Raw genomic sequence first — 23,493 nt, forward strand, 5'->3', positions numbered from 1 at the left:
TATGGGCACCTTGCCGTTCGTCGCCGAACTCGGGCTGGTCGACCACCACTGCCACGGCGTGCTGCGGACCGACAGCACTCGCGAGGAGTTCGAGTCGTTGCTGTTGGAGGCCGATGCGGTGGCCCCGCTCGGCGGATCGTTCTTCGACTCGGCGGTCGGGTTCGCGGTGCGGCGGTGGTGTGCGCCGTTGCTGGACCTGCCGCGGCACGCGCCGGCGGAGGAGTACCTCGAACGGCGGAACTCGCTGCACATCGCCGAGGTGTCGCGGACGTTCCTGATGGCGTCCGGGATCCACACGTTCCTCGTCGACGGCGGGTTCCAGGCCGACCGGCTGTTGTCGGCCGCCGAGCTGGCGTCGCTGGGAGGGGGAGTCGCGCACGAGGTCGTGCGGCTGGAGGAGCTGGCCGAGTCGTTGCGGCCTTCCGTCTCCGCTGCCGAGTTCGTGCCCGCCGTCCGGGAGCGGCTGGCCTCGTCGTCCGCGGTGGGGGCGAAATCCGTTGCGGCGTACCGGATCGGGCTCGGGCTGCCGGGTGAGCGGCCCGCCGACGCGGACGTGGTGCGGGCGGTGGCGGCGTGGTCGCCGGGACGCCTGGCGGACCCGGTGGTGATCACTTGGCTGGCCTGGGAGGCGTTGTCCGCAGGGCTGCCGTTGCAGTTCCACGTGGGGTACGGCGATTCGGACCTCGATCTGCACTTGTGCGATCCGTCGTTGCTGACGCCGTTCCTGCGTGCGACCGCATCGCTCGGTGTGCCCGTGTTGTTGTTGCACAACTACCCGTTCCACCGTCAGGCCGGGTACCTCGCGCAGGTGTTCCCGCACGTGTTCTGCGATCTCGGGCTCGCGACGCACGGGGTGGGGCACCAGGCGTCGCGGGTGTTCGCGGAGGCGTTGGAGATCGTGCCGTACGGCAAGTTCCTGTTCTCGACCGATGCGTTCGCCCTGCCCGAGCTGTACTACCTCGGCGCGTTGCTGTTCCGGCGCGCGTTGTCGGATTTCTTGTCCGATGGGCTGCGCCGCGATGCGTTCGTGGAGGAGGACGCACACCGGATCGCGCGGCTGATCGCGTCGGAGAACGCGGCGCGCGTGTACAAACTGTAGGATTTGCCTCGAACTGGCGTTCGAGAGGGGTGTTCATGGGTCGCAGTGCGAACCTGCCACGCGGCCTGCGTGACCGGTTCCGTGCGCGTGACGGTGTGTGGCCCGACGACACGGGCTGCCGGATGCTGCACGTCGACATGGACGCCTTCTACGCGTCGGTGGAGATCCGTGAACGCCCTGAGCTCGAGTCCGTGCCTGTCGTCGTGGGTGGCGTGGGCGGGCGTGGTGTCGTGTGCTCGGCCAACTACATCGCGCGTGAGCTGGGCGTGCGTTCCGCGATGCCCACGGCGCATGCCCGCCGGTTGGCGCCTCACGCCGTGTACCTGCCACCGCAGTTCGACCTCTACCAGGAGGTCTCGCGCGGGGTCATGGCGATCTTCCGCGACATCACGCCGCTGGTGGAGCCGCTGTCGTTGGACGAGGCCTTCCTCGACGTCGGTGGCGCCCTTCGCCGGCTCGGCCTGACACCGGGCGGTGTGGGCGAGCTGATCAGGTCCCGTGTGTTCGCTGATCACGGTGTGTCGTGTTCGGTCGGTGTGGCGTCGACGAAGTTCCTCGCGAAGCTCGCCTCGGGCATGTGCAAGCCCGACGGCATGATGGTCGTCCCGACCGCTTCCGCCCTGGAGTTCCTGCACTCGCTGCCGGTGTCCGCGCTGTGGGGCGTCGGGGCGAAAACCGCTGCGCGCCTCGAGGAACTGGGCCTGGAGTCGGTCGCCCAGGTCGCGGCCACGCCGTTGCCGCGCCTGCGCCGCATGATCGGCGTCGCACTGGCGGAACACCTGCACGCCCTGGCCTCCGGCGTCGACGACCGCGCGGTGGAGCCGGTGACGCGGGAGAAGTCGATCGGCGCCGAGGAGACGTTCGAGGTCGACCACCTGGACCGCGCCGTGCTGCGCCGCGAGTTGCTGCGCCTGTCGGAGCGTTCGGCGGGTTCGTTGCGCGCCAAGGGTTTGCGCGGGCGGACCGTGTCGATCAAAGTCCGCTTCTCCGACTTCTCGACGATCACCCGCTCCCGCACGCTGCCGGTCTCGACGGACGTGACGCAGGAGATCTACCGCGTCGCCACCGAACTGCTCGACACCCAGGTCCCGCCGGGAGCGGTCCGCCTGATCGGCGTCCGCATAGAGGGTCTTGACAACGCCGACTCGGCCCAGCAACTGATCTTCGACGCCCCCGAGAACGGCTGGCGCGAAGCCGACCAAGCCGCTGACCAGGCCCGTTCCCGCTTCGGCTCGCTGGCGGTCCGCCCGGCCTCCCTGCTGCGCAAGGGTCCGGAAAGGCCAGCCGACTTCGAACCGAAGCCCGAGTGATCGCGACCTGTCCACAACCCGGGAGTTGTCCACAGCTTCCCGCCCACCCCACCACCCCCACCCCGTCCGGCCCCAAGCTGGACCCATGCGCCACCCCATCGACCTGGAAGCCCTGGGCACCCTCTTCGTCCACCGAGTGGCCCCCGTGGCCGCACTGCTCCACATCGGACTGTCCGCGTCCCTGATCGACCAGCGCTCCCGTCCCGGCGGCCCCTGGCAACGCCTGTTCCCGAGCATCTTCCTGCTGTCGAGGGCGGGCCCCTCCCGCGAACAACTGGTGCAGGCAGCCCTCCTCTACGCGGGCGAAGGCGCCATGCTGACCGCCTTCGACGCCCTCTACCTGCACGGCATGAGGGCCGTCCTCCCCTCGGCAGACGCGATCCACGTCCTGGCCCCACGCCACTCCAGGGCCTGGGGCCACGCAGCCCTGCGCCTGGAACGAACGGACCGCCTCCCCAAACCGGTCCTGCGCCGAGGCTTCCACGTGGCACCCCTCGAACGAGCCGCGGTGGACGCCATCCGCCGCACCCGCTCCATCCCGGACACCAAGGCGATCCTCGACGAGGTGACGCACTTCGTGGGCATCCAGGCCCTGCGAGCGGAACTGGCCCTCGCCCCGCACAAGGGCACCACCCTGGCCCGCAAGCTGCTGGGCGACTCCCCGGCCCGCCAGCTGGAACTGGCGGTGATGGACCGCCGCCTCCCGGCCCCGCGCACCCCGCTCCCCGTCGGCTGACCAGCCCGCGCGGCCGCCACCCGGCACCGGTGCACCCGGGTGGCCGGCCCGCTCACCACCCACACGACCCGCCCACCGGTCTCGCCGTTCGCCGGCCCGGCAAGTACGCCCAGCCGCACCGGCTCGCTGCCCGACCGCCGTCACCTGGCGGCTCCACCGCCACCGACCTCACCGCGTCCGCCCCACCATCGCCGATCCGCTGGTGTTGCACCCACCGCCTCGTCCGCTCCAACGTCTGCCCGCGTCACCTTCCACCCCCGCATCGCTCGATCGTCGGACCGCCCAATGCCCACACCACCGATCGCCCCGGCTTGGTCAGCGGGTCTGACACTTTTCCGCAGCCATGAACCTGACCGCAGCGGCGAACCCAGGCTCGGGCAGGCCACCCGAGTCCGCCCGAGTCCGTCCGTCCGCCCGAGTCCGCGCCCGCCCGAGGGGCCCACCCAAGCCGCCCCCACCTACCTCAAGGACGCCGGTACTGGGCCGGAGACCCAGCAGTCGCCGGATCCTCGAAACTCCCCGCCTTCCCCCGATCCACATGAAAAGTCGTCAACGTCGTGACCGGCGAAGCAGCGTCCCGCCGATCGCCGATCACCCTCATGTGCGTGGTGAACCGCCGCGGCGTCACCTCGTACACGTCGTAGCCGTACCTGTTGCCCTCGAAGTACTTCAGGTGCGGGTTGGCCGCGCCCATCACCGGACCGTTCACCGCGTTCCACTCCGGCGAGTAGGCGCCGGAGGTGATCGAGTGCGCGGTGAACTCCGTGCCGATCACCGGTGACGAGAGGTCGTCGAAGTCCGGGCGGATGTCGTCCACGAACGCCGAGTGCCAGTCGCCGGTCAGGACGACCAGGTCCTCCAGGCCCGTGGTGGCGACGTGGCCGAGCACCTCGCGGCGCTCGGACAGGAAGCCGTCCCACTGGTCGGTGAAGTAGTAGCCGCCGCCGGGGCGGGCGAGTTGGGAGAGCATGATCGAGTTGATCCACACCTGCCAGGCCTCGCGGGCGCCGGAGATGCCGTCGAGCAGCCACTTCTTCTGCTCGGCGCCGAGGATCGTGCCGTTGGCGAGGTTCTGCGCCGAGCGGTGCTGGCGTAGGTCCAGCACGGTCAGGTCGAGCAGGGAACCCCACTCGCGGCGGCGGTGGATCCGCGGTTCCAGTGCGCTGCCCGAGCGGATGGGGAGGTGTTCGTACCAGGCCTGGTAGGCGGCGGCCCGGCGCTTCACGAACGGTGCGGCGCCCTCGGTGCCGCTGTAGTCGTTGACGACCTCGTGGTCGTCCCAGGTCAGGTAGAACGGGTGGGCTGCGTGGGCGTCGCGCAACGACGGGTCGCCCTTGTAGAGGGCGTGGCGGCGGCGGTAGTCCGCCAGGGACAGCACGGCGGGGCCCTCGTGGTCGCGCACGTGTGCGCCGCCGACCTGGCCGTGTTCGTAGATGTAGTCGCCGAGGTGCACGACGAAGTCGAGGTTCTCCCGGGCGATGCCGCGGTGGGCCGCGTAGAAGCCGTCGTGGAACGCCTGGCAGTTCGCCGTCGCGAAGCGCACCTTCGAGACCGGGCCGACGGGTGCCGTGCGGGTGCGGCCGACGCGCGAACGCTTGCCGAGCGCCGAGAACTGGTAGTAGTAGGTTCGGCCGGCGCGGAGTCCGTGGACCGGCACGTGCACGCTGTGCCCCAACAGGTTCGACGCGGCGATGGTGCCCGAAGCGACGCGCGAGCGCATCGTCCGGTCCAGGGCCACGGTCCATTCGACCTCGACGATCTCGGGCAGCGGCTGCTCGAACGCCAGCGGTTCCGGCGCGAGCCGCGTCCACAGGACCACGCTGTCGGGCAACGGGTCCCCGGAGCCGACGCCCAGGGTGAACGGCGCGGCGTCCCACGAGGCGCCGAGGTCCAGTGCGGCGGCGTGCGCCTGTGCGGGTGACAAACCGGCGGAGAGCGGCCACACGGTGCCAAGAGCGCAGGCGGCGGCCGCGGCCCGGAGGAGATCACGTCGGTTCAGCATCAGCGGTCCTCCACCGTGAACGAGATGTTGTCCGCGTAGCCGTCGTTCGACGTGCCGCCACCGGATCGGGTCATCTGCAGCGTCACCACGGCGGTGCGGCTGCCCGGCGGCACGGTGCCGCTCGCGGTGCGCTCGAAGAGGCCGGTGCGGCCCGAGCGCTCCTCGGCGGTCACCGGGCCGAGCACCACCAGGCCGCGCGGTGTGCCGCCCGCGTCGAGGAACTCGACCGACAGACGGGCGCCGTCCTGCTGCGAGGCGTAACCGCCGAGCCAGGCGGAGACCGCGAAACGAGACGCGCGCCGCGGCAGCGCCACGCTCTGCCGCAGGGTGCTCAGAGGCGTGTCGCCGCCGCCGAAGAACGACGCGCCGCGCTCCGCCGGCCCGGGGTCGCCGGGGCCCGGATAGCCCTGGCCGGCGTCGTACCGCAGCACGACCGGGGCACCCGCGACCGTGAGCCAGCCGGTCAGGCCCTGCTCGGCGGCGCCGTTGACGATGAGTTGGGTCATGCGGCTGATCCGAGCAAGCGGGGCTGTCCCCGGCGGATCACGCCGCCGAACGGCGCGTGAACGGCAGGCCACAAGGCTCCGGAAGTGCCTCACGAAGGCCTCACCACTGCCCCAGGAGGATGATGGTGACAGAACAGACCGCATGAGACGGCCGACTGGGTAGTCGCCGGGGCGCGCGACTCGTATCCTGGAAGGTGACGTCCCCAGGGTGGGTCGTCCGCCGGGTTCGGCGGAAACCGCGAACACCCGGCGCCCGCGACCGCTGTGCCGGAGGAGGAACGATGCCACTCTCCGAGCACGAGCAGCGACTGCTCGACCAGATCGAGCGCGCGCTCTACGCCGAGGACCCGAAGTTCGCATCAACCGTACGGGGCGCCAAGTTGCGGCGGCCGTCCAAGCGACGCCGCGTGCAGGGCATCGTGTTGTTCGTGGTCGGCGTGGCCGCGCTCATCACCGGAGTGATGCTGCCGCAGCTCTCGATCGCCAGCATTCCCGTGGTGAGCGTCTTCGGCTTCCTGCTCATGTTCTTCGGTGCGCTCATCACCCTGACGACGTTGCGTCGCGGTGACCAGGTCGCCGAGGGAACGCAGGAGGACGGCAAGCCAGCGCGCAGCCGCAGCTCGTTCTCCGAACGGATGGAAGAGCGCTTCCGCCGTCGCTTCGACGAAGAGCAGTAGCCGACCGACGAAGCTGAAGTGCGATGGGCCCGCCCCCGGCAGGGGAGCGGGCCCATCGCTTTTGCCTTCCCGGACTCCCCGTCAGACCCCGGCGGGCTCGCGCTCGGGCGTCTCCGCCACCGGCGCCGGGGCGGGCCTGAGCACCGACTTCGGGAACAGCCTCGCCCGCAACGACAGCGGGGCGTTCTTCTTCAGCGACTGCCTCACCGCGGCCAGCGCACCGGGCAGGCCCGCGTCCGCGACCGGGTTCGCGCTGTACCAGGACCGTTCGATCGACCCGACCACGGACCGCAGCCCGTCCCTGCCCGCCTCGTCCAGGTTGTGCTCGCGCGCCAACCGGCGGGCGGCCGTCCTGATCGTCTCGGCCGCCGGCACTGCCGCGCCGCGGTCGATCGACTCCGCCATGAGCTCGCTCCACGCGGCCGTGGCCGCCCCCGGACCGAGCGCCGCCACGGCGTGCAGGTGGTTGCGCCGCCGCACGCCGCGCACCAGCAGCGGTGTCAGCACGACACCCGCCAGCACCAGCACCGCCGCGAGCCACCACGAGAGCAACGCCGCCGCCAGACCCACGCCTATCAGCCACAACCCGGCGACCGCCGGTATGAGCAGCTTGCGCGCCCACGACACGCCCAGCAGACCGGCGCCGATCACGCCGAGCAGCGCCAGCACCAGGAACGCCGACAGCAGCGCCGCCAGCAGCAGCACCACGCCCAGCGCCCACAGGTGCCACGGCGGTGGCCCCTCGGCCTGCGCCTGCGGCAGCCCCTGGTCGCCGTCCTCGCCGTCGGGCGAGGCGGACGCCTGGGCCGAGCCGGACGTGGACGGCGCCACCGACTCGGTCGTCGTCTCGGCGGTCGGCACCTCCTCGCCACCCGGCGCGGTCTCGCGCAGGTACGGCGGCACGACGCCGCGGCCGTCGGAGATCGGGGTCGGGTCGAAGGTCATCCAGCCGTGGTTCGGGAAGAAGATCTCGACCCACGCGTGCGCGTCGTCCGTGCTGATCACGCGGTAGGCGTTGTCCGCGGCGGCGACACCGGCGGTGAAGCCGATCGCCACGCGCGAGGGCAGGCCGACCACGCGCGCCATCACGGCCATCGCGGAGGCGAACTGCTCGCAGTAGCCGACCTTGCTCCTGAGCACGAAGTCGGTCAGCGCGTCCCTGTTGACGTCGCCCTGCGTCTTGAGCTCGTACTTGAAGTCGGTGGTGGGGCTGTTGAAGAACTCGGTCAGCTTGGCGGCCTTGTCGAAGTCGTTGGTGGCGCCCTCCACGATCTTGTTCGCGAGGTCGACCACCTCCTGCTCGACGCCGTCGAACTTGTAGTACTCGGACTCGACCGCGTTCTTCTGCGAGGGCGCCAGCCGCAGCGCCTGCTTGGTGGGCGTCGACAGGACCGCGTCGATCTCGTAGGACGCCGGTTCGCGCTCCCGCTCGGTGTAGATGACGCCCTTCTTGGCGTCGAAGCGGTAGTCGTCGTCCGGGGTGTCGATGCGGCGCACGGCGCCGTAGGTCGGCAGCCAGAAGCTCCGCCAGTCGCGCGGCTCGATGTTGATCCGCGTCGTCTTGCCCTCGCCGCGGTCGCCCGCCTGCGGGGGAGCTCACCGCGCGCCGGCTGGCCGCCGGGTGGGGTGCCGCGTTCCCAGCCCTTGTTCGGCACGTACTGCGCCAGCGTCGACGCCCGCATGTACGTCTGCTCCGGCAGGCCGCGCACGTAGAACACCTCGGCGGGCCTGCCGCGGTTGAGCATGCCGCGCAGCGACGTCATCTCGCTCAGCCCGATGCCGCCCTTGCCGCCGCCACCGGACCCGCCGCCGGGGAGCCTGCCGACCGTGCCGACGACCGTGAAGCCGGCCCCGACGACCAGCGCGATCACCATCGCGATGCTCGCGACCGTCGTCGCCGACCCGCCGGACCCGCTCGCCGACCCGGACCCGAGCCGGCCGCGCCAGGCCTCGTGCCGGTGCTGGCCGTCGACCGCGAGCAGCATCGCGAACGCGGCCGCTCCCAGCACGAACGTCCAGAACGGCAGCATCTCGTCGGCCAGCGACGCGGGCACCGCGAACACGCACAGCAGCACCAGCCCGGACGCCGCCGGAGCGGCCGCCGCCACGGCGAGGGTGTCGACGAGCACCGCGACCAGGCCGATCGCGAGCACCACGAGCGCCTGGATCGCGGGCGACGCGTGCACCGGGGGCACCCCGGTCTGCACCTGTGCCACCGACTCCGCGAGCACGTCGCCCAGGTCGCCCAGCGCCTCGGGGCCGGGGATGAACAGGAAGATGCCCGACCGCGTGTGCAACGCCGTGAGCAGGCACAGCAGCACGAAGACCTGGGCGATCGCCACCAGGGGCGGCGTCAGCCGGGTCGCGCGCAGGAAGGCCCCGGTCACGGTGATCGCGACGATCACCACGCCGATGCGCACGAGCCACAGGTCGCCCTCGATGACCCCGGACAGCGCGGTCGACGCGCACAGCACGGCCAGAGCGGCGATCCACGGCGTCGCCGAGGTGAACCACTCGGGCTCGGTGCCCTTCGCTGGAGCGGAACGGCTTCCCATCTCAGCCCACCTCCGAGCGCACCGACGGACCCCGGTTGCCTGCCGAGGCGCACAACTCCTGCCACACCTGCTGCATCGACGCGGACGGCTTCGCGATCGCCACGCCCCAGCCCGCGCCGGCCAGCATCCGCCGCGCGTCGTCGGGGTCGGGCGCCGAGGCGTCCGTGCCCCCGGACCACGCGTTGACGTCGAGCAGCACGGCCAGGCTGCGCATGCCGCGCGGCCGGTACCGGATGAGCTCCTCGACCGAGGCGGGGGACACGCCGCCCAGCACCGCGATGACCTCCTGGCCCGCACCGGGGTCGATCCCGCCGCTCAGCTCACGGCGGTGCGAGCCCTGCAGCGCGGCGAGCGAGTCCAGCACCACGTGGTCGCTGTGCCCGCCGTCGGCCGACCCGCCCGCGAGCACCCGCCCGTCCTCGGCGACCAGGCGGACCTGGTGGCCGAAGTGGTGCAGGTGCAGGCAGATCGACGCCACGAACGAGATCGCCCATTCGAGCGAGGCCGTCGGTCCGCTGCCACGGTGCGCGTGCACCCGGTGGTCGAGCAGCACCGTCGTGCCGCCGCGCCACGGGCGTTCCTCGACGCGCACCATCAGCTCGTCCCGCCGGGCCGTCGACCGCCAGTGGACCTTCCGCAGGTCGTCGCCCTGGCGGTACGGCCGCACCACCGCGTCGTCCTCGCCCTGACCGGCGCGCAGCCGCACCGAGCCGTCGTCACCCGCGCCCATGCCGGACCCGCCGGGCAGCCCGGCCAGCCGGACTACGCGGGGCACCACGACCAGGCGCGACCGGCCCGCGAGCTCGCGGTCGAACTCGGCGAGGCCGAACGGGTCGGTGATCCGCGCCATCAGCGGGCCGACCTGCTGGACGCCGCGCATCACCGGCTTGAGCGGGTAGCGCAACGTCGTGGGCGTGTTGCGGGGCAGCCGCTCCACCAGGAACCGCGGCCGCGCGCCCAGGGCGTACGGCACGGTGTCCTCGAGCATCAGCCCGCCCGTGGGCAGCCGGCCGGTGCTGCGCAGGTCGAGCTTCACCTCGGAGGCGGCGCCGACCGGAACCCGGCTCGGAGCGAGGTACCGGGCGGCGTGCAACCCCACCCTGGCCCTCGTCGCGAGCCACGCGGCCAGCAGCGGCAGCGCGATGACGAAGGCCGCCACGCGCAGCAGGTCGCGCTCGTTCAGCACGGCGGCGCACACTCCGGCGGCGAACCCCGCGGCCAGCAAGCATCTTCCGCGCGTGGTCAGACCGGAGAGTGCGGTGCGCATCGTTAGCGTGGTGTCCCTGCGTTGTTGTTGTTCATGCTGCGGACGAACGCCGCGCTCGGGTCGAGTGCCGCCGTCGGCACCGGCACCCGCTGCAGCAGCGCCCTGATCAGCTCGGCGGGGGACCGGCGGGCGGCCTGCGCCTCGGCGGTCAGCACCAGGCGGTGGGCGAGCACCGGGATCGACACCGCGTGGATGTCGTCCGGCACCACGAAGTCGCGACCGGCGAGCGCCGCCTGCGCGCGGGCGGCGCGGACGAGGTGCAGCGTGGACCGCGGGGACGCGCCCAGCCGCAGCTCCGGCAGCCGGCGCGTGGCCGACACCAGGTCGACCGCGTACCGGCGGACCTCGGGGGACAGGTGCACCCGGCGCACGGCCTCGATCAGCCGCAGGATCTGCGCCGCGTCCGAGACGGGCCGCAGGTCGTCGAGCGGGTTGTGGCCCGCGTGCTCGTCGACCATCGCGAGCTCGGCCTGCGGGTCCGGGTAGCCGATCGACACGCGCGCGGTGAACCTGTCGCGCTGCGCCTCCGGCAGGGCGTAGGTGCCCTCCATCTCCACGGGGTTCTGCGTCGCGATCACCATGAACGGCGACCCCAGCGGGTACGTGTTCGCGTCGACCGTGACCTGGTGCTCCTCCATGCACTCCAGCAGCGCGGACTGCGTCTTGGGGGAGGCGCGGTTGATCTCGTCGCCGACCACGATGTTCGCGAAGATCGGGCCCGGCCGGAACTCGAAGTCGTTCTCCTGCCGGTTGTAGATGGACGAGCCGGTGATGTCGCTCGGCAACAGGTCCGGCGTGAACTGCACGCGGCTCACGGTGCAGTCGATCGAACGGGCAAGCGCTTTCGCCAGCGAGGTCTTGCCGACACCCGGCACGTCCTCGACCAGCAGGTGCCCTTCGGCGAGCAGCGTCACGAGGGCGAGACGGACCACGTCGGGTTTGCCGACGAGCACCCGTTCGACGTTGGCGGCGATCCGCTGGACGGCGCCGTGAAGCTCCCCCAGAACCTGATCTACCGGCGCGTGGCTGTTCGCGCTTGGGCTTCCCGGCGTCACTAAACCTCCAGCAGCCGTGTCCGGAACACGGACGTGTGAGCGTTTCACGCAGTGTGTCAAACCACGGCTAAGTGCCCTACACCTGCGGGCCGCATCGGGTTCGCTCCACCAGTTTCCACCTTCCCCCACCAACGCGCCCGAACCCCGTGTTTCGACGGAAATTTGTACGCCGTTCGAGTGCTTTACGGGGGCTGAACCCTCACCCGCGAAGGTGGTGCCGCACGAGTTCCCCCACCGTCCCCCCACCTCGCTCCACTTCGTCTACCAGCGGAAACAGGCCGCGGCATGGTGTGTAAGCGCCTGTTTCAGCGTTGACTGTGGTGAAAAGTGGGGTACTGTGGCGGCCGGTGGGGCAGACGGGGGCTCCACTGCCGGTCTCGTCGTCCGGCAAGGGAGGTGGCTGCCGATGTTCCTCGGCACTCACTACCCGCGTCTGGACGACAAAGGTCGGCTGACACTGCCTGCGAAGTTCCGGGACGAGCTGGCGGGAGGTCTCATGGTCACCAAGGGCCAGGACCACTGCCTGTACGTGTTCCCCGGGCTGAGTTCGAGCAGATGGCGAGGAAGGTCGCCGAGGCGCCGTTCACCAACGACGCCGTACGCGCCTACCAGCGGTATCTGTTCGCAGGTACGGACGAGCAGCGTCCGGACGGTCAGGGCCGCGTCCTGATCGCACCGGAACTGCGCCGGTATGCCGGGCTGACCAAGGAGTGCGTGGTCGTCGGCGCGTTCACCAGGTTGGAGATCTGGGACGCGGCGGCCTGGCAGACCTATCTCGAAGAGCACGAGGACGGCTACGCCACGGCTCGCGAGGAGGTCATACCGGGCGTCTTCTGATGGCGGTCAGCCGAGCAACAGGCCGGATGTTCCACACGCGACTCGGGTGCCGTGAGGCCTCGGTCCGCTCGAGTATCGGCCCTGGCGCACCTTCCCCGGCGCCAGGTTCGACGGGCGGGCGGGGACCTGACGTCACCCGATCGCGCATTAAGGGGAGTAGAGGGACGATGGATCAGCCGCGGCACGTTCCGGTGCTGCTGGACCGCGTCCTGGAACTCTTCGCCCCGGCGTTGCGGGGCAGGCCCGCCGTCGTCGTCGACACGACGCTCGGCATGGGCGGCCACTCCGACGCGCTGCTCGGCGCCCACCCGGAGCTCACGCTCATCGGGCTCGACCGCGACCCGCAGGCCATCGAGATGGCGGGTAGGCGGCTGGCGCGCCACGGCGACCGGGTCCACCTCGTCAACGTCACGTACGACCACATCGACGAGGCCGTCGCCGACCTCGGGTACTCGCGCGTCGACGGTGTGCTGATGGACCTCGGCGTGTCCTCGTTGCAGCTCGACGAGGAGGAGCGCGGCTTCGCGTACTCGAAGGACGCCCCGCTCGACATGCGGATGTCCAAGGGCACCGGCATGACGGCGGCGGACGTGCTGAACACGTACTCCCACGGCGACCTCGCCCGGATCCTGTCCACCTACGGCGAGGAGCGGTTCGCGGGCAAGATCGCCTCGGCCGTGCTCAAGGAACGCGAGAAGGAACCGTTCACCAACTCCGGGCGGCTCGTCGAGCTGCTCTACGCCGTCGTGCCCGCGGCTTCGCGGCGCACGGGCGGGCACCCGGCGAAGCGCACGTTCCAGGCGTTGCGCATCGAGGTCAACGGGGAGCTGGAGTCGCTGCGGCTGGCCCTGCCGGCCGCGCTCGGCGTGCTGGGCGTGGGCGGGCGGATCGTCGTCGAGTCCTACCAGTCCCTCGAGGACCGGATGGTGAAGCAGGCCTTCGCCGAGCTCGCGAAGTCGAAGACCCCACCGGGCCTGCCGGTCGAGCTGCCGGGCCACGGGCCCGAGATCAAGTTGCTCACGAAGGGCGCGGAGCTCGCGTCGGAGCAGGAAATCGAGGACAACCCGCGCGCGGCGCCGGTGCGCCTGCGCGCGGCGGAGCGGATCGGAGAACCGAGATGACGGCACCCGCACGCGTCGGCGGGCCGTCGCCCCGCGACCCCTCCAGGAACAAGCGCCAGGACAAGGACAAGGCGCGGCGCCGCACAGCCGGTGCCGAACGCGCCTACGCGCGGCGGGCCCAGCGCGCCCAGAACCTGCGCAGCGGTTCGGCCGCCCCGCAGAAGGCCGTGTCCAAGGCGCCGTTCGTCGTGCTCGTGATGCTCGTGCTGGGCGCGGGCGTCGCCGGGATCATGTACTTCTCCACCCAGGCCGCCGCGGACACGTACCGCCTGCAGGAGGCGCGCGCCGAGGCCGAGAAGCTGACGCTGCAGATGGAGCAGCTGCGCCGCGAGGTGGCGCTGCTCGAGTCGCCGACCGACCTCGCGCGCCGGGCCACCGAGATGGGCCTCGTCGAGCCGCCGAGCCCGGCGCGGCTGCGGCAGAACCCGGACGGGTCGATCGAGGAGTTCGGCAAGCCGAGCGCGCCGACCAAGCCGACGCCGACCCCGCCGCCGTCCCCCGAGACGCCTCCGCCGCCGGCCGGTGAGCAGCCTCCGGCGGGTCAGACGCCGCCCGCCGGCCAGACGCCTCCGGCGGGTGGCTGATGCCGGGTCCGCAGTCGAAGGGGTCGCGCCGCCCGCTGTCGGTGCGCGGCGCTCGCCCGGCCACGCGCCTGGGCGGCAACAGCAGGGTGCGCATCGCCGTCGGCCGCATCCTGCTGATCGGTGCGTTGCTGATCGCGGGCGTGAAGCTCGTGCAGGTGCAGGGCATCCAGGCCGACGAGCTGTCGCAGCAGGCGCAGAAGCAGCGCACGACGCGGCAGGACATCCCCGCCGAGCGCGGCTCCATCCTGGACCGCAACGGCAACCAGCTCGCGTTCTCGATCGAGGTGCGCGCGCTCTACATCCTCCCGCAGCGCGCCCGCAAGACGTGGGACGACGCCCGCGCCGCCAAGCCCGCGGACTACCCGCTGTCCTACGACGACCACGCGCGCGAGATGGCGAAGTTCATCTCGTCGACGCTGGGCCCGGAGGTCAACGGCGAGAAGACCGACGAGGAGACGATCTACCAGCAGCTCGTGCAGGACATCAGCTACGAGGTCCTGGTGAGCGAGGCCGAGCCGGCCAAGGCCGCGAAGATCGTCGAGAAGTACCCGGCGGAGATCGGCTCGGAGTACCGCTCCAAGCGCATCTACCCCAACGGTGAGCTGGCCTCGAACGTCATCGGCGCCGCCAACTGGCGCCAGGACGAGAAGCCGCCGACCACCCAGGGCATCCTCGGCCTGGAGAGCGCGCAGGACAACCTGCTCGCCGGCCGCATGGGCCGCCGCATCGTCGACACGATGTCGGGCGACGACACCGTCGTCATCCCGAACACCGAACGCGAGCTCGTGAAGCCGCAGCCGGGCAAGAGCCTCGAGCTGACGATCGACATCGACACCCAGTACGCCGTGCAGCGCATGGTCACCGACTACGCGAAGAAGTCGGGTGCCAAGAACGCGTCGGCGGTCGTGCTGGACAGCCGCACCGGCGAGATCGTCGCCATGGCCAACGACAAGACCTACGACCCGGCCGACTTCGGCAAGTCCTCGGAGGACCAGCGCCGCAACGGCGCGGTCTCGTCGAACTTCGAACCCGGCTCGGTGAACAAGATCGTGACGGCCGCCGCCGCCATCGAGCTCGGCCTGTTCAAGCCGGACGACGTGCTGCAGGTGCCGGGTTCGATCAAGGTCGCCGACCGCGTGATCCGCGACGCGTGGACGCACGGCACCGTGCCGATGTCGTTCACGGGCGTCTTCGCGAGGTCGTCGAACGTCGGCACCCTGCAGGCCGCGCAGCAGGTCGGCCAGGAGCGCTACGCCGAGATGCTGCAGAAGTTCGGCCTCGGGCGCCGCACCCAGTCCGGCGTGCCCGCGGAGGAGTCCGGCGTCGTGCCGCCGCTGAACCAGTGGTCCGGCTCGACCTTCGGCAACCTGCCGATCGGCCAGGGCCTGTCGATGACGCTGCTGCAGATGACCGGCATGTACCAGGCCATCGCCAACGACGGCCTGCGCATCCCGCCGCGCCTGATCCGCGCCGAGATCGGCGAGGAGGGCGCGCGGTCGGAGAAGCCGCGCCCCGAGGGCGTGCGCGTGGTGTCGCCGGAGACCGCGAAGACCGTCCGGGACATGTTCCGCTCGGTGACGCAGTCCGATCCGCGCGACGCGAACCAGAACGGCACCGGCAAGGCGGCGGCGCTGCCCGGCTACCAGATCGCGGGCAAGACCGGCACGGCGCAGCAGATCGACCCGGTCTGCAAGTGCTACTCCCAGTCGCAGTACTGGATCACGTTCGCCGGCATCCTCCCCGCCGACAACCCGCGCTACGTCGTCGGCATCATGCTCGACGCGCCGGACGGCACCCCGTTCAGCTCGTCGGCCGCGCCGTTGTTCCACGACATCGCGGCCTACCTGACGCAGCGGTTCCAGGTGCCGATGTCGGCGGAGCAGACGCCGTTCGTGCAGCTGCAGATGTAGGTGACCTGAGCCACGCCCAGGCGTGACAACAGGACAAGCAACTGTTCATGTGAACAAGAATTCGAAATGAGACGCGGACCATCACGTCTGATGCTCTTGAACCGGAGCATGAGGCGAGATGGGGTTCTACGTGTCTTCCACCGTTGACACGATCTTGGCGGGAATCTGGCGGTGACTCCCGTTCCCGCTGTTCAGCAAGGTGAGGAAGGATCAGTCGTCCACTCGTTCTGGCTCCACCTGAACAGCACTCCCGTTTCGGGTGCAATGATCGAACTGGAAGCGCAAAGGCGTTCGTACGTCGTCGTGAACGCCTGGGAAAAGGACCTCGCCGCGAAGTTCAAGGCGGCCAACCCGAAGATCAGGACGTTCGTCTACAAAGACCTTTCCTCGACCCGCGGCTACGCCTGCGAGAACGGCGTCGACGACGCCGACCTCCCCACCGGGGTCGGGTACTGCGAGGCGGACCCCTCCTGGTTCCTGCGCGGTGCCGACGGCCGGCGGTTCGAGTACGAGGGTTACCGCGACCACTGGCAGATGGACGTCGGCAACACCGCCTACCAGAAGGCCTGGGCCGAGAACGTGGTCGCGTCCTCGGCGAAGGCCTTCGACGGCGTGTTCATGGACAACGCGCTGTTCGCCTGCGACACCTACCACCCGGGCGCCTGCCCGGCGGCGTACCCGACCGACGCGGCGATGCGCGAGGCGTACGTCTCGATGCTCGCGAACACGAGGCAGAAGTTCGTCGACGCGGGTCTCGAGACCGTCGCGAACCTGTCCGGCGCGCGCCTGCACGAGGGCGCCTGGGACTCCTACGTCGACCACCTCGACGGCGGCTTCGACGAGTGGTGGCTGACCTTCGGCGACACCGACCTGCTCTCCGAGTACCCGCAGGGCTGGAGCAGGCAGATCGCGCAGATCACCGCGAACGAGGCCAAGGGCAGGACCACCTGGGTGCAGCCGCACCACAGCGGCGCCGAACAGCCGTTCCGCTACGCCTTCGCGAGCTACCTGCTCGCCGCCGGGTCCCGCACGGCGATCTCCGAGATCGAGCAGACCGACCGCTACGGCAACCCCTCGCCGTGGCGCGCGGAGTACGACTGGGAGCTCGGCGACCCGCTCGGCCCGCACCGCGAGGTGGCGGAGAACGTGCACCGGCGCGACTTCGAGTGCGGCACGGTGATCGTCAACGCGAACAGGACCGGCAGCGCCCCCGTCACCGTGAGGCTCTCCGAGGCCCAGAAGAACGAGCGCGGTGCGCCGGTCAGTTCCGTGGCGTTGCCGGGGACGAGCGGATCCGTGCTGCGCAAGGCCTGTCAGGGCGTGCGGTCGTCGTGCACCGGCTCCGGCCGGGCGACCATCACCGGGCACGAGGCGTGGTAGAGCGCCGCCCGCGTGATGAGCCCGACCCCGTCGTGCTGTCCGCCGCGACCCACCACGACGAGGTCGGAGTCCAGATCGGCCAGGGCCTCGTGCGGGTGGCGTGACTCCACCAGGACCTCGGGGGTCAGCTCGGGGGCCGTGGTGCGCAGCAGCAGCACCGCCCGGCGCACCGCCGCCTCGTCGCGCGGCGCGGTCCCGCCGTGCTGGGCCGGTGGGTGGACGTGCAGCAGCCGCAGCGACGCCCGGCGGGTGCGGCAGAGCTCGACCGCGCGCCGCAGCACGACCGCGTCCTCGCACCCGCCGACGGCCGCGGTGACCCAGCCGTACTCGCCGCGGATCGCCTTCGGGCGGCCGCGGACGACCACGACGCCGCACCGCGCGCGGCGCAACACCGGGAGGACGAGGGACCCCAGACCCAGGCTGCGGTGCTGTTCTCCTCTGCACCCCAAGACCAAGGTCGCGCTGGAGTCCGACGCCCCCACCAGTGCGGCCACCGGATCGTCGCCGCTCGGGCGGAAGTGCGCGGTGAGCATCGGGAGCCGTTCCAGGACCCGCTGGACCGTCGTGTCGCCGGGGTCCGCGAGGTACACCTGAAGGTCCGTCCTGAGCGACCACGCGTGGCGCGCCGCCCATTCGAAAGCGTGGTACGCGGGTTCGGACGTGTCGACGCCGACCGTCACGGACCGGCTGAAATCGGGGGACCAGAAGGAGAACCTCCTGGGATCGACCGCCGTACGAGTTCTCATTGCCGCCTCCTGCCGCCCTCAACTCCACCGCAGGCGCACGTGCGCTCACAGGGCACTAAGTCACGAAGCGGGCAGGAACTTGTTCGGCCGGACGGGCTCGCCCGCGAGAACCAGCGCGAACGGCCACCCGAACGGTCCACGACCGGCGATCATCACCCGAACGCCAACGCGCCGCTCGGGCGCCGCACGCCCGCCGGTAGCCTCTTGCCCGTGCCTGCCAAGCTCGAGGGCAAGGTCGCGACCGCCCCGCCCCGCCCCAACGCCATCCGCCCTGCTTCCGTGGCTGCTCTCGCCGCGGTCGCCGACGTGCACCTGACCAGGCCGGCGCATGCCGACGTCCAGGTGACGGGGGTGACTCTGCGTGCACAGCACGTGATCGCAGGGGACCTCTACGCGGCGCTGCCCGGTGCCCACGTGCACGGTGCCGACTTCGCCGAGACGGCGATCGCGAACGGTGCCGTCGCCGTGCTGACGGACGAGGCCGGAGCCGCCCGCGACTCGCTCAAGGACGTGCCCGTGCTCATCCACCCGCGACCTCGCGAGGTCGTGGGCCTGCTCGCCGCACACGTCTACGGACAGCCGTCGACGAAGGTCAAGCTGTGGGGGGTCACCGGCACGTCCGGCAAGACCACCACCACGTACATGATCGAGTCGGTGCTGCGCGCCGCCGGGAGGAACACCGGCCTGATCGGCACGGTCGGCACCCGCATCGGCACCGAGCAGCTCGGCAGCTCGCACACGACGCCCGAGGCGCCGGACCTGCAGGCGCTGTTCGCGGTCATGGCCGAACGCGGCGTCACCGACGTGGCGATGGAGGTGTCGAGCCACGCGCTGCACATGGGCCGCGTCGCCGCCACCGAGTTCGAGATCGGCGCGTTCACGAACCTCAGCCAGGACCACCTCGACTTCCACGCCGACATGGAGGAGTACTTCCAGGTCAAGGCGCAGCTGTTCGACGGCCGCGCGCGCAAGGAGGTCGTCTGCGTCGACGGCGAGTGGGGCCCGAGGCTCGTCAAGGACACGACGATCACCGTCTCCACCACCGGGCCCGCCGACTGGACCGCGAGCGACGTCGTCGTCAGCGCGACCGGCGAGCAGACGTTCACCGCGCACGGTCCGGACGGCGACATCGAGATCCACCTCCCGCTCGCCGGCAGCTTCAACGTCGCCAACGCCCTGCTCGCCATCGCCTGCCTGCACGCCGAGGGCGTCGCGGCCGAGGCGATCCGGGAAGGCCTGAGCACCGTCGGGGTCCCCGGCCGCATGCAGCGCGTCGACGAGGGCCAGGACTTCACCGCCGTCGTCGACTACTCCCACAAGCCCGCCGCCGTGGCGCTCGCACTGGACGCCGTGCGCGCCAAGACCGACGGCCGCGTGATCGTCGTGCTGGGCTGCGGTGGCGACCGCGACCGGGCGAAGCGCCCGCTGATGGGCGAGGCCGCCGCGGAACGCGCCGAGGTGTTGATCATCACCGATGACAACCCGAGGAGCGAAGAAGCGTCCTCCATTCGGGCCGCCATGCTCGAAGGCGCTCTCGCCACCGCGAACCGGGGCGAGGTGCTGGAGATCGGCGACCGGAAGCTCGCGATCGAGAAGGCCGTCGAGCTGGCACGTCCGGGGGATGTCGTCGTGGTCGCGGGCAAGGGGCACGAGACGGGACAGGAGATCGCCGGCGTGGTCCACCCGTTCTCGGACGTCGAGACGCTGACCGCCGCCATCAGAGAGGCGCACCGTTGATCGCACTCACGCTCGCCGAGATCGCTGAGATCGTCGGCGGACGCCTGCACGCCACCGACGGCAGTCCGGTGGTCACCGGCACCATCGAGTTCGACACCCGCAAGATCACCGAGGGCGGCCTCTTCCTGGCACTGCCCGGCGAACGCGTGGACGGCCACGACTTCGCCGCGCAGGCGGTGTCCTCGGGCGCCGCCGGTGTGCTGGCGGGCCGGGAGGTCGACGCCCCCGCGGTGATCGCGCCGCCGGTGCCGACCAGGCACGCCAACGCCTACGTGCTCGCCGGCGACACGAACGGCGAGGGCGCCGCGGTGCTCGAGGCGCTGGCCAAGCTGGCCCGCCACGTCACGGACCGCCTGGAGGACCTGACGGTCATCGGCATCACCGGCTCGGCGGGCAAGACGTCCACGAAGGACCTCATCGCCCAGGTGCTGCGGCCGGTCGGCGACGTCGTGGCGCCGCCGGAGTCGTTCAACAACGAGCTGGGCCACCCGTGGACCGCGCTGCGCTCGACCGAGGACACCCGGTTCCTGGTGCTGGAGCTGTCCGCGCGCGGCATCGGCCACATCGCGAACCTGTGCGAGGTCGCCCCGCCGAAGTTCGGCGCGGTGCTCAACGTCGGCACGGCGCACCTGAGCGAGTTCGGTTCCCGCGAGGGGATCGCGCGGGGCAAGGGCGAGCTGGTCGAGTCGCTGCCCGAGGACGGCGTCGCCATCCTCAACGCCGACGACCCCCTGGTCGCCGGCATGGCGAGCCGCACGAAGGCCAAGGTCGTCCTCGTCGGGGAGAACCCGAAGGCCGACGTCCGCGCCGAGAACATCGTGCTGGACGAGCAGGCCCGTGCGAGCTTCACGCTGAAGACCGCGCGGGGCGACGCCGAGGTCAAGCTCGCGGTCAACGGCACCCACCAGGTCGCCAACGCGCTGGTCGCCGCCGCGATCGCGCTCGAGCTCGGTGCCACGCCGGAGGAAGTGGCCCAGCGGCTCGGCAGCGCGCAGAGGGTCTCCGCGCACCGCATGGTCATCACGGACCGCGCGGACGGCGTGACCGTGATCGACGACGCCTACAACGCGAACCCCGACTCCGTGCGGGCGGCGTTGAAGGCGCTGGCGTCGATCGCGCGCTCGACCACGCCCGCGCGGCGCAGCTGGGCAGTCCTCGGCCCGATGGCGGAGCTGGGCGACGACGCGGTGCGCGAGCACGACGAGATCGGCCGTTTGGTGGTGCGCCTGGACATCAGCAAGCTGGTCGTCGTCGGTGAGGCGGCCCGGCCGATGCACCAGGGCGCGCACCTGGAAGGATCTTGGGGCGACGAATCCGTCGCAGTGCCGGACGCCGACGCCGCTGTCGCGTTGCTCCAGGGGGAAGTCCGGCCCGGTGACGTAGTGCTGGTCAAGGCATCCAACGCCTATCGCCTGTGGCGCATTGCCGAGGCCCTGCTGGAGGCAGGAACCAAGTGAAGAGCATCCTGATCGCGGCAGCGATCGCCCTCGCGGTGTCGATCCTGCTGACGCCCTACCTGATCAAGATCTTCTCCCGGCAGGGCTTCGGCCAGGAGATCCGCGAGGACGGTCCGCAGCACCACAAGACCAAGCGCGGCACGCCGACCATGGGTGGCCTCGCCATCCTGGTCGCGATGTGGGCCGGCTACCTCGGCACGCACCTCGTGAACTCGATGTCGGCCTCGGCGTCCGGGCAGACCCCGACGGCGTCGGGCCTGCTCGTGCTGATGCTGACGACCTCGCTGGGGCTCGTCGGCTTCCTCGACGACTTCATCAAGATCCGCAAGTCCCGCAACCTGGGCCTGAACAAGACCGCGAAGCTGGTCGGCCAGTTCATCGCGACGATCACGTTCGCGATCCTGGTGCTGCAGTTCCCGAACAAGGACGGCCTGACGCCCGCGTCGGTCAACCTGTCGTTCGTCCGCGACATCACCGTGGTCTCGTTCGGCGTCATCGGGTTCATCGTCTTCTGCTACGGCATGGTCGCCGCGTGGTCGAACGCCGTGAACCTGACCGACGGCCTCGACGGCCTCGCCGGCGGTTCGTCCGCCATGGTGTTCGGCACGTACGTCGTGATCTCGTTCTGGCAGTGGCGCTACAACTGCTCGAGCTACGCCGTCGCCGGCTGCTACGACGTCCGCGACCCGCTGGACCTCGCGGTGATCGCCGCGGCCGCGATGGCCGGCTGCATCGGCTTCCTCTGGTGGAACGCCGCCCCCGCCAAGATCTTCATGGGCGACACCGGCTCCCTCGCGCTCGGCGGCCTCGTCGCCGGTCTCGCGATCGCCACCCGCACCGAGCTGCTGATGATCGTCATCGGCGGTCTGTTCGTGGTCGAGGCACTGTCGGTGGCGTTGCAGGTCGCGGTCTTCCGCACCTCACGACGGCGCCTGTTCCGCATGGCGCCGTTCCACCACCACTTCGAACTGGCCGGCTGGGCGGAAACCACGGTCATCATCCGGTTCTGGTTGATGGCGGGCATCTGCTGCATGTTCGGTCTCGGTGTCTTCTACAGCGAGTGGCTGACGGGCGGGTTCTAGGACGATGACGAAGCTGGCCGGGATGAAGGTGCTGGTCGCCGGTGCTGGAGTGACCGGCCGGTCCGCCGCGGAGGCGTTGCTCGCCGCGGGCGCCGAGGTCGTGGTGACGGACTCGTCCGCCGACCGCCTCGCGGCGCTCGAGACGCTGCTCGAAGGCGTGGAGCTGGTTCCGGGCCTCGCCGAACCGCCCGCCGGCACGGCGCTGGTGGTCACGAGCCCGGGCTGGCCGCCGTCGAGCCCGCTGCTCGCGGCCGCGGCGTCGGCGGGCGTCGAGGTGATCGGCGAGGTCGAGCTGGCCTGGCGGATGGCCGCCGAGCTGGCCGACCCGCCGGTGTGGCTCGCGGTGACGGGCACCAACGGCAAGACCACCACGGTCGGCATGCTGGAGTCGATCCTGCACGCCGCCGGTGCGGACGCCGTGGCCTGCGGCAACGTCGGCCTGCCCGTCGTGGACGCACTGCTGGCCGGCCGCCGGGTGCTCGCCGTGGAGCTGTCGAGCTTCCAGCTGCACTGGGCGCCGTCGGTGCGGCCGCAGGCGGGCGCGCTGCTCAACCTCGCCGAGGACCACCTCGACTGGCACGGCGGCATGCGGGCCTACGCGCAGGCGAAGGCCCGCGTCCTCACCGGTGACGTGGCGATCGGCTGGCTCGACGACGACCTGGTCGTCGACCTGCTCGAGGAAGCTCCCGCGCGTGACCGCGTCGGGTTCACGCTGGAGGAGCCGGAACCCGGTCAGCTCGGTGTGCGCGGCGGCTGGCTGGTCGACCGCGCGTTCGCCGACGACGAGCCGCTGGTCGAGGTCGCGAAGATCCGCCCGGCCGGTCCTCCCGGCATCGCGGACGCTCTCGCCGCCACGGCTCTTGCGCGCGCGTACGGCGTTCCGTCCGAGGCCGTGCGCGAAGGCCTGGAAGCGTTCGAACCGGCCGCGCACCGCGCCGTGCTGGTCACCGTCGACGCGGCGGACGTCCAGTACGTCAACGACTCGAAGGCGACGAACCCGCACGCCGCGGTGGCCTCGCTGCGGGCTTTCGACAGCGTCGTCTGGATCGCGGGCGGGCTGCTCAAGGGCGCGTCGGTCGAGGACATGGTGCGCACGGAGGCCCACCGGCTGCGCGGAGCCGTGCTGATCGGCGCGGACCGCCAGGCGATCGCGGACGCACTGGCGAAGCACGCGCCGGACGTGCCGGTGCGCGTCCTCGACGTCGCCGGGACCGGCGAGCCGATGCAGGCCGTGGTCCGCGCGGCGCAGGAACTGGCGCGGCCCGGCGACACCGTGCTGCTCGCGCCCGCCGCCGCGTCGATGGACATGTTCAGCGACTACGCGCACCGCGGGGTGGCGTTCACGGACGCCGTGAAGAGCCTCACGGGCGGCCGGTAGGGTTCGAAACGGCGACACGCCCCAGGAATCCCCGTTCGAGCGCTTGACACAGGA

19 protein-coding genes and 1 pseudogene are annotated in these 23,493 nt (G+C 71.2%); 13 read left to right on the top strand and 7 right to left on the bottom strand.

The features are described from left to right. The first annotated feature begins 1 nt into the window (after position 1). The 3 genes from V1227_RS36335 (at position 2) to V1227_RS36345 (ending at position 3,145) form a co-directional block, all read left to right on the top strand. Entirely contained in the window at positions 2-1,099 is a 1,098-nt protein-coding gene (locus V1227_RS36335; RefSeq protein WP_329789672.1) for an amidohydrolase family protein, read from the top strand. A 35-nt stretch (positions 1,100-1,134) separates the two neighbouring features. Further along, positions 1,135-2,409: a DNA polymerase IV gene (gene dinB / locus V1227_RS36340; protein ID WP_329789673.1), complete on the top strand. Its 1,275-nt coding sequence runs from the start codon at positions 1,135-1,137 to the stop codon at positions 2,407-2,409. Positions 2,410-2,494: 85 nt separating this feature from the next. Continuing rightward, positions 2,495-3,145 carry a hypothetical protein gene (locus V1227_RS36345; RefSeq protein ID WP_329789674.1) on the top strand — a complete coding sequence of 217 codons (651 nt, stop codon included), beginning with the start codon at positions 2,495-2,497 and terminating at the stop codon, positions 3,143-3,145. 463 nt (positions 3,146-3,608) lie between these two features. Here the strand turns inward: V1227_RS36345 and V1227_RS36350 are convergent, their stop codons facing one another. Both V1227_RS36350 and V1227_RS36355 read right to left on the bottom strand, forming a co-directional pair. After that, positions 3,609-5,147 (bottom strand): alkaline phosphatase D family protein, encoded by a 1,539-nt coding sequence (locus V1227_RS36350; RefSeq protein WP_329789675.1) that lies wholly within the window; start codon positions 5,145-5,147, stop codon positions 3,609-3,611. After that, on the bottom strand, positions 5,147-5,653 hold the full coding sequence (locus V1227_RS36355) for a hypothetical protein (protein WP_329789676.1): 507 nt from the start codon (positions 5,651-5,653) through the stop codon (positions 5,147-5,149). Before V1227_RS36355 ends, V1227_RS36350 begins: the two co-directional genes overlap by 1 nt. Before the next feature lie 281 nt (positions 5,654-5,934). Between V1227_RS36355 and V1227_RS36360 the strand changes: the two genes are divergently transcribed. Then, positions 5,935-6,330, top strand: coding sequence for a DUF3040 domain-containing protein (locus V1227_RS36360; protein ID WP_329789677.1), 396 nt, complete (start codon positions 5,935-5,937; stop codon positions 6,328-6,330). An 81-nt stretch (positions 6,331-6,411) separates the two neighbouring features. On the opposite strand, the gene V1227_RS36365 is transcribed toward V1227_RS36360, so the two are convergent. From V1227_RS36365 to V1227_RS36380, 4 genes are read right to left on the bottom strand one after another with little or no spacing between them, the layout of a single operon-like run. Then, on the bottom strand, positions 6,412-7,623 hold the full coding sequence (locus V1227_RS36365) for a transglutaminase-like domain-containing protein (RefSeq protein WP_329794200.1): 1,212 nt from the start codon (positions 7,621-7,623) through the stop codon (positions 6,412-6,414). Beyond that, positions 7,557-8,885, bottom strand: coding sequence for a DUF3488 domain-containing protein (locus V1227_RS36370; protein ID WP_329789678.1), 1,329 nt, complete (start codon positions 8,883-8,885; stop codon positions 7,557-7,559). Before V1227_RS36370 ends, V1227_RS36365 begins: the two co-directional genes overlap by 67 nt. Position 8,886: 1 nt before the next feature. After that, the gene (locus V1227_RS36375; protein WP_329789679.1) at positions 8,887-10,152 is read right to left on the bottom strand and encodes a DUF58 domain-containing protein; all 1,266 of its coding nucleotides are present in this window, start codon (positions 10,150-10,152) and stop codon (positions 8,887-8,889) included. Positions 10,153-10,154: 2 nt separating this feature from the next. Next, the gene (locus tag V1227_RS36380; RefSeq protein ID WP_374236336.1) at positions 10,155-11,207 is read right to left on the bottom strand and encodes an AAA family ATPase; all 1,053 of its coding nucleotides are present in this window, start codon (positions 11,205-11,207) and stop codon (positions 10,155-10,157) included. Positions 11,208-11,613: 406 nt separating this feature from the next. On the opposite strand from V1227_RS36380, the pseudogene mraZ reads away from it, so the two are divergent. The 5 genes and pseudogenes from mraZ to V1227_RS36405 all read left to right on the top strand — a co-directional run bounded on the left by mraZ (position 11,614) and on the right by V1227_RS36405 (position 17,039). Beyond that, positions 11,614-12,044: pseudogene (mraZ, locus tag V1227_RS36385) on the top strand (division/cell wall cluster transcriptional repressor MraZ). 167 nt (positions 12,045-12,211) lie between these two features. Further along, on the top strand, positions 12,212-13,165 hold the full coding sequence (gene rsmH / locus V1227_RS36390; RefSeq protein ID WP_329789680.1) for a 16S rRNA (cytosine(1402)-N(4))-methyltransferase RsmH: 954 nt from the start codon (positions 12,212-12,214) through the stop codon (positions 13,163-13,165). Then, entirely contained in the window at positions 13,162-13,749 is a 588-nt protein-coding gene (locus tag V1227_RS36395; RefSeq protein ID WP_329789681.1) for a hypothetical protein, read from the top strand. Before rsmH ends, V1227_RS36395 begins: the two co-directional genes overlap by 4 nt. Next, the gene (locus tag V1227_RS36400) at positions 13,749-15,659 is read left to right on the top strand and encodes a peptidoglycan D,D-transpeptidase FtsI family protein (protein WP_329789682.1); all 1,911 of its coding nucleotides are present in this window, start codon (positions 13,749-13,751) and stop codon (positions 15,657-15,659) included. Before V1227_RS36395 ends, V1227_RS36400 begins: the two co-directional genes overlap by 1 nt. A gap of 264 nt (positions 15,660-15,923) precedes the next feature. After that, positions 15,924-17,039, top strand: a complete 1,116-nt coding sequence (locus V1227_RS36405) for a putative glycoside hydrolase (RefSeq protein ID WP_329789683.1) — start codon at positions 15,924-15,926, stop codon at positions 17,037-17,039. Here the strand turns inward: V1227_RS36405 and V1227_RS36410 are convergent. Continuing rightward, the gene (locus V1227_RS36410) at positions 16,973-17,785 is read right to left on the bottom strand and encodes a universal stress protein (RefSeq protein WP_236219385.1); all 813 of its coding nucleotides are present in this window, start codon (positions 17,783-17,785) and stop codon (positions 16,973-16,975) included. The two genes, V1227_RS36405 and V1227_RS36410, sit on opposite strands and share 67 nt — an antisense overlap. Positions 17,786-17,995: 210 nt before the next feature. Between V1227_RS36410 and V1227_RS36415 the strand changes: the two genes are divergently transcribed. The 4 genes from V1227_RS36415 to murD are packed head-to-tail and all read left to right on the top strand — an operon-like array spanning position 17,996 to position 23,439. Beyond that, positions 17,996-19,522, top strand: coding sequence for a UDP-N-acetylmuramoyl-L-alanyl-D-glutamate--2,6-diaminopimelate ligase (locus tag V1227_RS36415; RefSeq protein WP_442916408.1), 1,527 nt, complete (start codon positions 17,996-17,998; stop codon positions 19,520-19,522). Further along, entirely contained in the window at positions 19,519-20,979 is a 1,461-nt protein-coding gene (locus V1227_RS36420) for a UDP-N-acetylmuramoyl-tripeptide--D-alanyl-D-alanine ligase (protein WP_329789684.1), read from the top strand. Before V1227_RS36415 ends, V1227_RS36420 begins: the two co-directional genes overlap by 4 nt. After that, on the top strand, positions 20,976-22,061 hold the full coding sequence (gene mraY / locus V1227_RS36425; RefSeq protein ID WP_090095618.1) for a phospho-N-acetylmuramoyl-pentapeptide-transferase: 1,086 nt from the start codon (positions 20,976-20,978) through the stop codon (positions 22,059-22,061). Before V1227_RS36420 ends, mraY begins: the two co-directional genes overlap by 4 nt. Positions 22,062-22,065: 4 nt before the next feature. Further along, positions 22,066-23,439: a UDP-N-acetylmuramoyl-L-alanine--D-glutamate ligase gene (gene murD, locus V1227_RS36430; RefSeq protein ID WP_329789685.1), complete on the top strand. Its 1,374-nt coding sequence runs from the start codon at positions 22,066-22,068 to the stop codon at positions 23,437-23,439. Positions 23,440-23,493 lie beyond the last annotated feature (54 nt).

The sequence above is a fragment of the Lentzea sp. DG1S-22 genome, from assembly GCF_036321065.1.
GTDB classification, from domain to species: domain Bacteria; phylum Actinomycetota; class Actinomycetes; order Mycobacteriales; family Pseudonocardiaceae; genus Lentzea; species Lentzea jiangxiensis.

Coding starts and splice junctions, on each gene's coding strand:
- V1227_RS36335 (WP_329789672.1), top strand. CDS start 2: ATGGGCACCTTGCCGTTCGTCGCCGAACTCGGGCTGGTCGACCACCAC.
- dinB (WP_329789673.1), top strand. CDS start 1,135: ATGGGTCGCAGTGCGAACCTGCCACGCGGCCTGCGTGACCGGTTCCGT.
- V1227_RS36345 (WP_329789674.1), top strand. CDS start 2,495: ATGCGCCACCCCATCGACCTGGAAGCCCTGGGCACCCTCTTCGTCCAC.
- V1227_RS36350 (WP_329789675.1), bottom strand. CDS start 5,147: ATGCTGAACCGACGTGATCTCCTCCGGGCCGCGGCCGCCGCCTGCGCT.
- V1227_RS36355 (WP_329789676.1), bottom strand. CDS start 5,653: ATGACCCAACTCATCGTCAACGGCGCCGCCGAGCAGGGCCTGACCGGC.
- V1227_RS36360 (WP_329789677.1), top strand. CDS start 5,935: ATGCCACTCTCCGAGCACGAGCAGCGACTGCTCGACCAGATCGAGCGC.
- V1227_RS36370 (WP_329789678.1), bottom strand. CDS start 8,885: ATGGGAAGCCGTTCCGCTCCAGCGAAGGGCACCGAGCCCGAGTGGTTC.
- V1227_RS36375 (WP_329789679.1), bottom strand. CDS start 10,152: ATGCGCACCGCACTCTCCGGTCTGACCACGCGCGGAAGATGCTTGCTG.
- rsmH (WP_329789680.1), top strand. CDS start 12,212: ATGGATCAGCCGCGGCACGTTCCGGTGCTGCTGGACCGCGTCCTGGAA.
- V1227_RS36395 (WP_329789681.1), top strand. CDS start 13,162: ATGACGGCACCCGCACGCGTCGGCGGGCCGTCGCCCCGCGACCCCTCC.
- V1227_RS36400 (WP_329789682.1), top strand. CDS start 13,749: ATGCCGGGTCCGCAGTCGAAGGGGTCGCGCCGCCCGCTGTCGGTGCGC.
- V1227_RS36405 (WP_329789683.1), top strand. CDS start 15,924: ATGATCGAACTGGAAGCGCAAAGGCGTTCGTACGTCGTCGTGAACGCC.
- V1227_RS36410 (WP_236219385.1), bottom strand. CDS start 17,785: ATGAGAACTCGTACGGCGGTCGATCCCAGGAGGTTCTCCTTCTGGTCC.
- murD (WP_329789685.1), top strand. CDS start 22,066: ATGACGAAGCTGGCCGGGATGAAGGTGCTGGTCGCCGGTGCTGGAGTG.